The organism is Streptomyces sp. ATCC 21386 (assembly GCF_018728545.1).
GTDB lineage: Bacteria > Actinomycetota > Actinomycetes > Streptomycetales > Streptomycetaceae > Streptomyces.
Window position 1 is genome coordinate 1,224,141 of the sequence record NZ_JAAVVL010000001.1, and the last position, 12,962, is coordinate 1,237,102.

9 protein-coding genes are annotated in these 12,962 nt (G+C 71.1%); 6 read left to right on the forward strand and 3 right to left on the reverse strand.

Annotation, left to right across the window (positions count from 1 at the left end; translation table 11 throughout):
- The first annotated feature begins 121 nt into the window (after positions 1-121).
- From GWK25_RS05405 to GWK25_RS05415, 3 genes are all read left to right on the forward strand, one after another.
- On the forward strand, positions 122-1,612 hold the full coding sequence (locus GWK25_RS05405) for an ABC transporter permease (RefSeq protein ID WP_215448723.1): 1,491 nt from the start codon (positions 122-124) through the stop codon (positions 1,610-1,612).
- Positions 1,613-1,748: 136 nt separating this feature from the next.
- Positions 1,749-2,432, forward strand: coding sequence for an ABC transporter ATP-binding protein (locus tag GWK25_RS05410; RefSeq protein WP_215448724.1), 684 nt, complete (start codon positions 1,749-1,751; stop codon positions 2,430-2,432).
- 252 nt (positions 2,433-2,684) lie between these two features.
- A complete protein-coding gene (locus GWK25_RS05415; protein WP_215448725.1) occupies positions 2,685-6,059 on the forward strand; it encodes a S8 family peptidase in 3,375 nt (1,124 codons plus the stop codon).
- A gap of 99 nt (positions 6,060-6,158) precedes the next feature.
- On the opposite strand, the gene GWK25_RS05420 is transcribed toward GWK25_RS05415, so the two are convergent.
- The gene (locus GWK25_RS05420; protein WP_215448726.1) at positions 6,159-7,079 is read right to left on the reverse strand and encodes a helix-turn-helix transcriptional regulator; all 921 of its coding nucleotides are present in this window, start codon (positions 7,077-7,079) and stop codon (positions 6,159-6,161) included.
- A gap of 181 nt (positions 7,080-7,260) precedes the next feature.
- On the opposite strand from GWK25_RS05420, the gene GWK25_RS05425 reads away from it, so the two are divergent.
- The 3 genes from GWK25_RS05425 to msrA all read left to right on the forward strand — a co-directional run bounded on the left by GWK25_RS05425 (position 7,261) and on the right by msrA (position 10,016).
- Complete coding sequence (locus tag GWK25_RS05425; protein ID WP_215448727.1) at positions 7,261-8,304, forward strand: NAD(P)-dependent alcohol dehydrogenase; 1,044 nt, start codon at positions 7,261-7,263, stop codon at positions 8,302-8,304.
- A gap of 226 nt (positions 8,305-8,530) precedes the next feature.
- Positions 8,531-9,373 carry an MBL fold metallo-hydrolase gene (locus tag GWK25_RS05430; protein WP_215448728.1) on the forward strand — a complete coding sequence of 281 codons (843 nt, stop codon included), beginning with the start codon at positions 8,531-8,533 and terminating at the stop codon, positions 9,371-9,373.
- 130 nt (positions 9,374-9,503) lie between these two features.
- A complete protein-coding gene (msrA, locus tag GWK25_RS05435) occupies positions 9,504-10,016 on the forward strand; it encodes a peptide-methionine (S)-S-oxide reductase MsrA (protein WP_215448729.1) in 513 nt (170 codons plus the stop codon).
- Between the two features lie 85 nt (positions 10,017-10,101).
- Here the strand turns inward: msrA and GWK25_RS05440 are convergent, their stop codons facing one another.
- A complete protein-coding gene (locus GWK25_RS05440) occupies positions 10,102-11,193 on the reverse strand; it encodes a hypothetical protein (RefSeq protein WP_215448730.1) in 1,092 nt (363 codons plus the stop codon).
- Positions 11,190-12,830, reverse strand: coding sequence for a M48 family metalloprotease (locus tag GWK25_RS05445; protein WP_215448731.1), 1,641 nt, complete (start codon positions 12,828-12,830; stop codon positions 11,190-11,192). Before GWK25_RS05445 ends, GWK25_RS05440 begins: the two co-directional genes overlap by 4 nt.
- Positions 12,831-12,962 lie beyond the last annotated feature (132 nt).

Consider the following 12,962-nt stretch of genomic DNA (forward strand, 5'->3'; position numbering starts at 1 on the left):
GCATCGGTGTCTGAGGCTTCCTGAGGGCGGCAGCGGTGTCCGCGGGGGCGCGCACAGGGTTCTCATCAGGCTCTTATCCCGGGCTTATGCCTTCATCACGCGGCGTACCTAGCTTGCCGCCATGTTCTTCACCTACCTGAGGCGCGAACTGCGCCGCCGCAGAAAGGCGGCGCTCGTCGTCGCCTCCGGCCTCGCCCTGGGCATCGCGCTGGTGATCGTGGTCAGTTCCGTATCCTCGGGCATGGAGAAGGCCCAGGCCAAAGTCCTCGAATCCCTGTACGGCCTGGGTACGGACATGACCGTCACCAAGGCCGCCGCCGCGTCCGGCGAGAACGGCGGCGAACGCCCCCGGTTCGAGTTCGACGCCCAGGACGACGACTCCGACGAGGAGCAGAGCAGCGACCTCGTCCGGGTCCAGGGCTTCCAGACCCTGGCGAGTTCGACCGTCACCGAGGTCGGTGAGCAGCAGGGCGTCGCCGAGGCCGTCGGAGGGCTCAGTCTCCAGGTCATCAAGGTGGACGGGCAGTTCCGGCGCGGGCAGTTCCAGCAGGACGAGGCGTCCGGGGGCGGGCAGCAGGGCGGCCCCGGCGGCGGCCGGAACGGCGGCACCGGGCAGCCCCAGGGACGGGTCGAGGGCGGCGGCGCCGAGTTCGACGTCGACAACTACTCCGTCTACGGCACGGACGTCACCGAGCCCGAGCTGGGCCCGCTGACCTCCTCGAAGATCACCAGCGGTCGTACGTTCAAGACGTCCGAGACAGACGCCAAGGTGGTCGTCGCGGACAAGTCGTACGCCAAGGAGAAGGAGCTGAAGGTCGGCGGCAGCGTCACGATCAACAGCATCAAGTACGGAGTCATCGGGATCGCGACGCCCGACAGCGGGGACGCGGCGGCCAACCTCTACATGCCGCTGAAGCAGGCGCAGACGCTCAGCGACTCCAAGAACAAGGTCACCACGATCTACGTCAAGGCGAACGACTCGCAGCAGATCGACAGCGTCAAGGCTGCCATCCAGAAGAACATCGACGGGACGACCGTCACCACCTCCGCCGATCTCGCCGCCACTGTCTCCGGGTCGCTGTCCACCGCGTCCGACCTGGCCTCCAACGTCGGCAGGTGGCTGTCGGCCGCGGTGCTCGTGGCCGCGTTCCTGGTGGCAGGGCTGCTCACCTCGTCGGCCGTGTCACGGCGGGTGCGGGAGTTCGGCACCCTCAAGGCGCTGGGATGGAAGTCGGGGCGGGTGACCCGGCAGGTCGTCGGGGAGGCCCTCGTCAACGGACTCGTGGGCGGCGCGCTCGGGATCGCGCTGGGGCTCGCCGGCGCCTACGCGGTGACGGCGATCAGTCCGACGCTCCAGGCCGAGGTCGGGGCGACGGGTGGCGGATTCGGTGGCGGACCCGGCGGGGGCGGCTTCCGGGGCGGAGGCGGTCCCGGTGGTGGGCAGCAGGCCGCGTCGAACGCGCTGGAGGTCGCTCTCACGGCGCCCGTCGGTGTGACGACGATCGTGGTCGCGGTGGGGCTCGCCGTCACGGGTGGGCTGATCGCGGGGGCGTTCGGCGGGTGGCGCGCCTCGCGGCTGCGGCCGGCGGACGCGTTGCGGCGCGTGGAGTAGCGGGACCGGGCGCCCCACGACCGCACGACCCACGACCGCACGACCGCACGACCCACGACCGCACGGCCACACAGCCGCCCGGCCGTCCGGCGGCCGAACCAGCCACCAACCCTCTTACCCTTCCCGGGAGTTGCACATGTACGTACTCAGCGGCGTCACCAAGCGGTACGCACGCGGCAAGGACACCGTCACCGCGCTCGACGCGGTCGATCTCACCATCGCCGACGGGGACCGGCTGGTCATCCAGGGGCCCACCGGCGGTGGGAAGTCCACGCTGCTCCAGATGCTCGGGGGCCTGGACAAGCCGTCCGACGGGAGCATCGAACTCGACGGGACCGATCTGGCGCGGCTGTCGGAGGCGAAGCTCACGAAGGTGCGCAGCGAGAACATCGGCTTCGTCTTCCAGGGCTTCAACCTGATCCCGACGCTGACCGCGCAGGAGAACGTCGAGACCGCTCTCGTGCCGCTCGGGGTAAAGACGAAGGAGCGGCGCGAGCGGGCCGCCGAGGCGCTGGAGTCGGTGGGCCTCGGCGAACGGCTGGGGCATCTGCCGACCGAGCTGTCGGGTGGTCAGCAGCAACGCGTCGCGATCGCCCGTGCGCTGGTGAAGCGGCCGAAGGTGCTGCTCGCGGACGAGCCCACCGGCAACCTCGACGAGTCCACGCGCGACGAGATCATGGAAGTCCTGGAGACGTTGTGGAAGGAGCACGGGCTCACTTTCGTCATGGTCACCCATGACTCCGTGCTGGCGAAGAAGGCTCCCCGGGTCGCGACGATCCGCAAGGGGCGGATCACGGTGAAAGAGAACGCCAAGGCGTGAAAGGGAAGGCCAAGGCGTGAAAGGAGAATGCCAAGGCGTGACGGGGGCGCGTGCGGGTCGCGGCCGGCCCGTACTTCGCCGCTTTGCGCCCAGCCGCGAGGCATGTGGCACGAGTTGACCCCCGGTCATACTGCGTAGACCGGGGGGAATTGACGTGTATGTGTGCGGAGGGTCCCCTGGCCGGATCAACCGGATCAACCGGATCAACCGGATCAACCGGATTAACCGGAACAGCGGGATCGAGGGGGAGACTTGCGCAGACACGTCAAGCGTGCGCGTACGGCCGTGACCGCCCTGGCGTCGGCCGTGGTGGTGACGGCGGGCACGACCGTGGGGACGACGGCGGGCCTGACCAGCCCGGCGTCCGCGATATCCGTGCGCGCCCCCGGCGCGACTCCGGTCGGCGGCCCTGAAACCCGCGGCGCGGGAGGCAGGGTGAGCCACCGCATCACCCTCGTCACCGGCGACCGCGTGCTCGTCGACGACGGCGGCCGGGTGCTGGGCCTGGAGCGGGCGAAGGGCCGGAAGGGCGTCCCGGTGCAGGTTCGCACGGCCCATGGCCACACGTATGTGCTGCCGGCCGACGCGGCCCGGCTCATCGCCGACGGAAGGGTCGACAAACGGCTCTTCGACATCACCGTGCTGAGCCGGTCGGCCACCCGCACCGCGCAGAAGCAGGGCCTCACCCTGATCGTCGGCTACGCGGGAGCCGCCGCGGGGGCCCGCGCCGACGTCCGGGACGCCGGCGACACCAAGGTCCGGCGCACCCTGAAGACCCTGAACGCCGACGCCGTGCTCACCCCGAGGGACGACGCCGCCGAGCTGTGGAAGGCGGTCACCGACGCCGACGGCACCACCGCCGCCGGGGTCGCGAACCTCTGGCTGGACGGTGTCCGCAAGGTCGCCCTCGACACCTCGGTCGCCCGGATCGGCGCCCCGAAGGCATGGAAGGCGGGCTTCGACGGCAAGGGCGTCACCATCGCCGTACTGGACACGGGCGTCGACGCCACCCACCCCGACCTCAAGGGCCAGGTGGCGGCCGCCAAGAACTTCTCCACCTCGCCCGACACCACCGACAAGTACGGCCACGGCACGCACGTCGCCTCCATCGCGGCGGGCACCGGGGCCCGGTCCAAGGGCAGGTACAAGGGCGTCGCGCCCGGCGCCGAGCTGCTCAACGGCAAGGTGCTCAGCGACGAGGGCTTCGGGGACGACTCCGGCATCATCGCGGGCATGGAGTGGGCCGCCGGGCAGGGCGCCGACGTGGTCAACCTCAGTCTGGGCGGCGGCGACACCCCCGAGGTCGACCCGATGGAGGCGATGATCAACAAGCTCTCCGCCGAGAAGGGCATCCTCTTCGCGGTCGCCGCCGGCAACGAGGGCGACGGGGAGCGGACGGTCGGCTCGCCGGGCAGCGCGGCCGCCGCCCTCACCGTCGGCGCCGTCGACGACAAGGACAGGATCGCCCCGTTCTCCAGCCGGGGCCCCGGCATGGACGGGCAGATCAAACCCGACGTCACCGCGCCCGGCGTCGCCATCACCGCCGCCGCGGCCCCGGGCAGCGTCATCGACGAGGAGGTCGGCCAGAAGCCCGACGGGTACCTGACCATCTCCGGCACCTCGATGGCGACCCCGCATGTCGCGGGCGCCGCCGCCCTCCTCAAGCAACAGCACCCCGACTGGACGTACGCCGAACTGAAGGCCGTCCTCGTCGCCTCCGCCAAGGGCGGCCCGTACACGCCCTTCGCGCAGGGCTCGGGCCGTATCCGCGTCGACAGGGCGATCAAGCAGACGGTTGTCGCCGACCCGGTCTCGGTCGATCTCGGGGTCCAGGAGTGGCCGCACGCCGACGACAAGCCGGTGACCAGGAAGCTCACCTACCGGAACCTCGGCACCGAGGCCGTCACCCTCGGCCTCTCGGTCACCGGCACCGCCCCGAACGGCAAATCCGCCCCGGCCGGCTTCTTCCGGCTCGGCGCGAAGAAGGTCACCGTCCCGGCGGGCGGCCGGGCCTCCGTGAAGGTCACCGCCGACACCAGGCTCGGCGGCACCCTCGACGGGGCCTATACCGCGTACGTCGTCGCCGAGGGCGGCGGGCAGGGCGTCCGCACGGCGGCGGCCGTGCAGCGCGAGGAGGAGTCGTACGACGTCACGCTGAAGGTGATCGACCGGGACGGCCGGCCCGCCGCGCACCACATGCTCGACCTGACCGGCATCGAGGGGCTCGCCGAGGGCACGTGGTTCACGCCGTACGACAAGGACGGCACGGTCGATGTGCGGGTGCCGGAGGGCACGTACATCTTCAACGCCGGCATCGTCGTGGACCCGAAGGACTACGGCGAGGGAGCGGCCTGGCTGTCCCGGCCGAGGCTCACCGTCGACCGGAGGACCACCCTCACCCTGGACGCCCGCGCGACGAAGCCCGTGGACATCACCGTGCCCGGCAGCACTGCCGAACCGGCCTTCGCCGCACCGGAGTTCACCCTGGAGTCCGGCGGCGGGTACACCTTCGGATGGCTGCTCGACACCTATAAGGGGTTCCGCACCGCGCACCTCGGTCCGGAGATCGGCGGCGGCCGGCTCAGCCAGAACTGGGTGGGCCAGTGGACGAAGGGCGACACCGAGCAGTACGCCGTCGCCACCGGTGGCAAGGTCACGAAGCTCGCCACCGGTTTCACCAAGCGCTGGAAGAAGGGCGAACTGTCCACCGTGAGGACCGGCCTCGGCTCCTCCGCCGCGGGGAAGACGGGCGCCGTCATCCCCTGGGCCTGGCTTCCCGGCAGCCCCGGCTCACCCGCCGTCGCCGTCCCGCAGCCGCTGCCCGGCACCCGCACGCTGCATCTGTCCGCCGTGCGCGGGGTGAAGTGGAGCCTCGACTTCGAGCAGTACGGCGCCGACGACGAGCAGGGCTTCCCGCTGCTGGACGCGTACTACACGACCGGCGACAGCCTCACCTTCAAGCCCGGCCGGACGTACGCACAGACCTTCAATGTCGGGGTCTTCGGCCCCGAGATCGCCGGGTTCTACGGCATCCGCCGCGACCGGAACCAGCTGTACGGGCTGCTGCCGATGTTCGCCGACGGGCGCGGGCACGCGGGGGCCTCCTTCTACGAGAAGGTCACGACGGTCCTCCACCGGGGCGGCGAGAAGATCGCCACCAGCGAGGACGCGCTGGACGGGTCCGGGCAGTTCAAGGTCCCGGCGGGCCTCGCCACCTACCGTCTGACGACATCCATCTCCCGCTCCGCCGATCTGGCCGGGGCCGCCTCCCGGATCGACGCGAGCTGGACCTTCACCTCGGAAAAGACCGCGAGCGACACGAAGCTCCCGGCCTCCACCGTCCGTTTCGGCGCCCCGTTCCTGGGACTCGACAGCACCGCCCCCGCCGGCAGCGAGGGCACCGTCCGCGTCACCGTGCAGGGCGCGGCCAAGGGCGGGAACCTCAAGTCGCTGGCCGTGTACGTGTCCGGTGACGGCAAGAAGTGGACGAAGGTCGCCCTGAAGAACAGCCGGTTCACCCAGAAGGCTCCGGCGGCGGGGAAGAGCGTCTCCCTGCGCGCCGTGGTCACCGACAAGAAGGGGAACCGGTCGACGGTGACGATCCACGACGCGTACTTCGGCAGGTGACGGAAGGGGGGTAGGGAGGCAGGTGAAGGACGCTTCCTGGACGTCCGCGCCACGAACGCGTCATGACCCCTCCCGCTCGGGCGGCGCCGTGGCACCCGGCTACGGCGCCGCCGTCGACGCGCGGGTAGCGTCCGTGCCCCAGCTGGCCAGCAGACGCAGGGCGTCGGCGGAGGGCGAGCCCGGTTCGGCGTGGTAGGTGATCAGGTTCTGCTCGTGGTCGTCGGGCATGCTGAACGTCTCGAAGGAGAGGGTGAGTGCACCGACCAAAGGATGGTGCATGCGCTTCACCCCGTGGCTCTTCTCCTTCACGTCGTGCGTCGCCCACAGCCGCCGGAACTCCTCGCTCTTCACCGACAGCTCGCCCACCAGCGCCGCCAGCAGCGGATCGTCCGGATGGCAGCCCGCGTCCATCCGCAGATAGCTCACCATGTCGGCCGCCTTCTGGTCCCAGTCGACGTACAGATCTCGGTAGTCGGGCCGCAGGAACACCAGCCGCGCCCAGTTCCGCTCGTGCGCCGGCAGCGCCGACCAGTCACCGAACACCGCCGCCGCCATCCGGTTCCAGACGAGGATGTCCGAGCGCCGGCCGGTGACGTACGCGGGGATGCCGTCCAGGGTGTCGACGAGCTGCCGCAGGGCGCCCCGCACCTGCTGCGGCCGGGCCGACCGCTTCTTCTTGTGCGCCTTCGGCTTGGCGAGGTGGGTGAGGTGCGCGTGCTCGGCGTCGTTCAGCCGGAGGGCGCGCGCGATGGAGTCGAGCACCTCCGCCGACACATTGCGCCCGTTGCCCTGCTCCAGCCTCGTGTAGTACGCCACCGACACACCGGCCAGCTGCGCCAGCTCCTCCCGGCGCAGCCCGGGGACCCTGCGGTGCCGCCCGAAGGTCGGCAGTCCCACGTCCTCCGGCTGCAGCCGGGCCCGCCGGGTGCGCAGGAACTCGCTGAGCTCGGCACGCCGGTCCAGCGCCCCGGCGGCCTGACCGGCCTGGGGCTCCCGAGCGGCTTCGGGCTGTTCGTCCATACGGCAAGTATTCATGGTCGTACGACCACACACGCCTGTGAGCCTGACCCCACCAGTGATAGGACCAGCGGACGTACGCAAAGCCGTGACCTGGGTGACCTTCGGGATGTGGGGCAGGCTGGTCCTCGCAGCCGGCCGGAAGGCAGGCCGGATGCAGGACGAAGATCAGGAGAATTCCGGCATGACCACCACTGTTGCCGCCTACGCGGCGCCCGCCGCCAAGGCTCCGCTGGAGCGCACCACGATCGAGCGCCGAGAAGTCGGCGAGTTCGACGTTCTGATCGACATCAAGTACGCCGGTATCTGCCACTCGGACATCCACCAGGCGCGTGAGGGCTGGGGAGAGGCGATCTTCCCGATGGTCCCCGGCCACGAGATCGCCGGTGTCGTCGAGGCCGTCGGCTCCGGCGTCACCAAGTTCGTTGTCGGCGACAAGGTCGGCGTCGGCTGCATGGTCGACTCCTGCCGCGAGTGCGAGAACTGCCGGGCGGGCCTGGAGCAGTACTGCCAGAAGGGCAACGTCCAGACGTACAACGGCATCGGCAAGGACGGCCTGCCCACCTACGGCGGCTACGCGCAGAAGATCGTCGTCGACGAGGCCTTCACCCTGCGCATCCCCGACGGCATCGCCCTCGACGAGGCCGCCCCCCTGCTGTGCGCCGGCATCACCACGTACTCCCCGCTCAAGCACTGGAACGCGGGCCCCGGCAAGAAGGTCGCCGTCGTCGGCCTCGGCGGCCTCGGCCACATGGGCGTCAAGCTCGCGCACGCGCTCGGCGCCGAGGTGACCGTGCTGTCGCAGTCCCTCCGCAAGCGGGAGGACGGCCTGAAGCTGGGTGCCGACCACTACTACGCGACCAGCGACGAGGCGACGTTCAAGGAGCTGGCGGGCACGTTCGACCTGATCCTGTCGACGGTCTCGGCCCCGCTGAACCTGGACGCGTACCTGTCGCTGCTGAAGACCGACGGCGCCTTCGTGAACGTCGGCGCCCCCGAGGAGCCCGTCGCCCTCAACCTCTTCTCGGTCATCGCCGGCCGCAAGACCCTCGCGGGTTCCGGTATCGGCGGCATCCGGGAGACCCAGGAGATGCTGGACTTCTGCGCCGAGCACGGCCTCGGTGCCGAGATCGAGCTGATCCGCGCGGACCAGATCAACGAAGCGTACGAGCGGGTGCTGGCGAGCGACGTCCGCTACCGGTTCGTGATCGACACGGCGACGATCTGAGCGCGTCGGTTCGCGTCGGTTCGCGTCGGGCCGGGCGGTCGCGCCGTGTCCGGCCGCGAGTGAGTGGGGCCGGTCGCGCAGTTCCCCGCTCCCCTCGAGCGGCACGGGGCTCCGCCCCCGTGCCGCTTGCCCCGTGGGGGGTGCGGCCCGACGATGGAGGGAACGGGAGAGAGACAGGCGGCCGCGACGCGATCATCACCCGGGGGGCTTGCGAGGTGTGAGCGACATGCCCCTGCAGAAGACCCGTCCGGGCACCGTCCACCGGCTGCGCCCGGACATCAGCGTTCTCGCCGACAGCCTGGAGGTGCCGGGGATCGGGCACATCCCGGTGAACGCGTTCGTCCTGCTGTCCGCCCAGCCGGTCGTGGTCGACACCGGCCTCGGTCTGCCCGACCGGATGTTCGTCGAGACGCTCGGCTCGGTGCTGGACCCGCGCGACGTGCGCTGGATCTGGCTCACCCATCCCGACCGGGACCACACGGGAGGCATCTTCGACCTGCTCGCGGAGGCGCCCGACGCACGGGTCGTGACGACCTTCGTCGGCGCGGGGATCCTTTCCTGCGAACGCCCGCTGCCCCTCGACCGCTGCTATCTGCTGAACCCCGGCGAGACGATGGACATCGGCGACCGCACGCTCACCGGCTTCCGCCCGCCCCTGTTCGACAACCCCGCCACCGTCGGCTTCTTCGACGACCTCACCGGCGTCTGCTTCAGCTCCGACTGCTTCGGCGCGCCGCTCCCCACGGCCGACCTCGCCCAGGCCGGCGACGTGCGGGACATCGCCGTCGACGATCTGCGCACCGCCCAGCTGCTGTGGGCCACGGTGGACAGCCCCTGGGTCAGGACGGTCGACCTGGACAAGTACCTCGCGACCTTCCAGCCGCTGAAGGACCGCAAGCCGGACCTCGTCCTCTCCACCCATCTGCCCCCGGCCGCGGGAATCACCGGCTCACTCCTCGACACCCTCACCACGGCCCCGGACGCCCCGCCCTTCACGGGCCCGGACCAGGCGGCCCTGGAACGCATGCTGGCCGACTTCGAGCCGGAGGGCGGCGGCCATGGGGCCTGAGCACGGTGGCCGCTGGGCCGGCACGGAATCGCTTGGAGCGCTCGCGCGTTGAGGACGGTGGGCATCGGAGGGCGGCGGTGTGCGAGACGAGTACGCCGAGCCACCGAGCTGACTGTATGGGAGGGTCGCGATGACCGCGCAGACGCAGAGGGCCGTGCTGGCCGGCGGATGTTTCTGGGGAATGCAGGACTTGATCCGCCGGCTCCCGGGGGTGACGGCGACCCGGGTCGGATACACCGGGGGTGACGTGCCGAACGCCACGTACCGCAACCACGGCACGCACGCGGAGGCCATCGAGATCCTCTTCGACCCCGAGAGGACCGACTTCCGCGCCCTCCTGGAGTTCTTCTTCCAGATCCACGACCCGAGCACCCGGAACCGCCAGGGCAATGACATCGGCCTCAGCTACCGCTCGGCGATCTACTACGTGGACGACGAGCAGAAGCGGATCGCCGAGGACACGATCGCCGACGTGGACGCCTCCGGCCTGTGGCCGGGCAAGGTCGTCACCGAGGTGGAGCCGGTCGGCCCCTTCTGGGAGGCCGAGCCCGAGCACCAGGACTACCTGCAGCGTTACCCGGACGGCTACACCTGCCACTTCCCGCGCCCGGGATGGCGGCTGCCCGCCCGCACGGAGAGCTGACCGACCGCGAGAGGGCCCGGCGGAAGGCGGAGGCTCCGCAGCCGGGCTGTGCCGAGCCCTGGGCCCTGGGTCCAGGGCGGCCCGCTCAGTCGGACGCCGCCGCCACGGCCGCAGCCGACGCGTTGCGGATCCGGCAGTAGTGCGCGGCCATCGCCTCGCCGTCGCCCTGGTAGCGCCACGGCAGCGCGTTGACGTACCCGTCCACCAGCCTGAACTGTTCGAGCGCGGCGTCGTCACGGTCCTGGAGGGAGAGGTAGTACGCGAGGAGGTGCCTCAGCTCCGGCAGACGTGGGTGCGTCGGGTCGGCCGCGGCCGCGTCCGTGAGACCGGCGTCCACGCGGCCGATCATCCTCGGGGTACGGTCCGCCTCCGCGTCGTCCGACGTGTCGTGCTCGAAGTGCGCGATCAGGGGGAACGCGGTGAGCAGGCTGCCGAGCGGTGCCTGGGCCGCCGCGCGCTCGGCGAACTCCGTCGCCAGCTTCTCCGAGCCCCTCCACTTCGCGCACCAGTACTGGAGCGCCGAGAAGTGGGCCTCGTAGTGGTGCGGGGCGCGAGCCGTGATCTCCGACCAGAGCCGGTCCATCTCGGAGTGCGGGTAGCCGAGCCCGAGCGCGACCCAGATCTCGGTGATGAACGGCGTGGGATCGTCGGGGTTGAGCGCCGCTGCCCGGCCGATCTCCTCGCGGGAACGTTCCAGCATCCGGTGGAAGCCCTGGAACTGCTCACCGGTCGTGTACTTGGCCCTCTTCCCGCCGCGCAGGTCCCAGGCCAGGATGACCGTGCTCCGGGCGCGGACGACGGCGGCGTCGGGGTCGTCGGGACGGTCCGCCTCCCATGCGAGCAGCCAGTCGTCCTCCTTGGCCGCGATCTCGCCCAGCAGATACGCGGCCAAGGAGCGGCGCTCCCAGTCCCGGCCGGTGTCGTGCATCAGCTTGGCGGCCGCCTTCCAGTCCCCGCCGCGGACGGCGGCGAGCGCCGAGTCCACCCCGGCCGGGAGCGGGCCCGCGAACTCGGTGTTCTGCCGCTCGGCCGGCAGCAGCCCCATCGATTCCGCGACGTCCGGGTCGACGTCGCCGCTGGGGCGGAAGAACTCCTTGAGGAACACCCCGGCGATCCAGAGCCCGAAGAGCAGGGTCGGTACCGCCAGGACGGCCAGTATCCACAGCAGTACGGTCATCGCGGTGCGTCCGTTTCTCGGGCGGCGGGGCCCTGGGGGGTGGGCAGCAGTGTGCGCAGCGGGCGGGTGTCGGGGTGGTCGGCCACGGCCGCCTCGATCGCGGTGCCGAGGTCGCTCTCCGTGCCGTCCGGCGCGGGCGCCAGCCGTACCGCGGCCGGTTCCGACCAGGAGAAGTCCCAGCTCAGCCGGGAGTGCGCGCTCAGTTCGGCCAGCACCATGCCGTGCAGCGCGTCGGCCAGCGCGGGCCGCACGAACTCACGGAAGGCCCGCCCCTGCGCCTCGGCCGCCTGGTCCGACAGGGGCAGCCGCCGCGCCAGCTGCCACAGCTGACCGTCGTCGATCACCTTGAGCAGCGTGGCCAGCGTCGGGCGTTCCTTGGTGTACATCGCGAGCGCCCGGTGCAGCGGAGTGTCGAGGGAGGCGAAGTTCGCGACCATCGAATGGTCGAGCAGTTCCTGCCAGTCGGCGGTGCGGCCGAACCGCAGCACGTCCTCGGTGAGGACCGCGTCCTCCAGCGCCGCGAGGGTCCGGTCCGGGTCGGCGAGCAGGCCGAGTGCCACGCCCCGGGCCTCGTCCGTGCGGCCGTCGGCGGGCAGCGCCTCGATCCGCTCGACGCGGTCGGCGATGGGCGGATGCGAGTCGTAGGGGGAGGCCGGCTCGGTGGGCAGGTCGGTGCGCAGGCCGACCAGTTCGAGCTGGCGGGCGGTAAGCATCCGGCCGTAGCCGCCGAAGAACTCGCCGCGCGGCGGCATCAGCCGGGCCTCGGCGCCGAGCGTGGCGTAGCTGTTCATGTAGAAGTCGTACGCCGCGTCCAGGGCCGGTATCTCGCGCAGCGCCGACGCGGTGGCGTCCCGGCCGGCGACACGGACGGACGCGAGGTCGGCGGCGTACTCCTGGCGGCGGGAACCGGCGAGCGTGGCGCGGATGTACAGCTTGGCGTAACCGATGTAGATCTTCGCCATCACGCGGTACGTGACGCCCGCGTGCCGGGTGTCGATCTCCCGGGTCTTCTTCCCCTTGGCCGCGGCCTTGGCGTTCTTCTTCTCCTGCCGGGCCCGTTCGCGTCCGGCGGTCTTGTCGGCCCGCTCCTCGAAGTGCCGGACGGCGCGCAGCACCTGGGCGCGGCCGCGCACGGTGAGGGCGGCGAGCCGGGTGTCGGAGTTCGAGTAGTGGCCCAGCTCGTGGGCGAGGACGGCGCGCAGTTGCGCCTCGGTCAGGCCCTGGAGCAGCGGTACGCCGAGGTAGAGGCGGCGCGGGCCGGGCAGCAGGCCGAGCAGGCGGGCGTCCTCGGCGACCGCGGCGTTCACGTCGGCCGTCAGGACGATCCGGGAGGGCGCCCGGGTGCCGACCTGGTCGGCCAGCTCCCGGACCGTCCGCCACAGTGCGGGCTCGTCGGCCTCCGTCACCGGCAGGCCCGGCGGTTCCTCGCCCTTCGGTGTCCGCAGCATGAACAGGCCGCGGACCAGCGGGATCGCGAGCAGTACGGAGACCAGGTACAGCTTGGCGGCGACGCCGGACGGAGCGTGCAGGTGGAGCAGGTAGTCGGCGCCTGCGAGCGCCGCGAGCAGGATCACGCCGAGCAGATAGAAGCCGACGAGCAGCACGAGGGCGCGCAGTGCGCGCAAGGTCGCGCCCATTGGGCAGTCTTCCCCCCACGGAAAGATCGCGAACAACGATCATGTATACGGTGAAAAAGGGCGGCCAGGGGCGCTCTGGGGCGTGTCCATGACCAAAGGTGTGAGGGGCGGAGTATTTCGCACGGCTGTGCG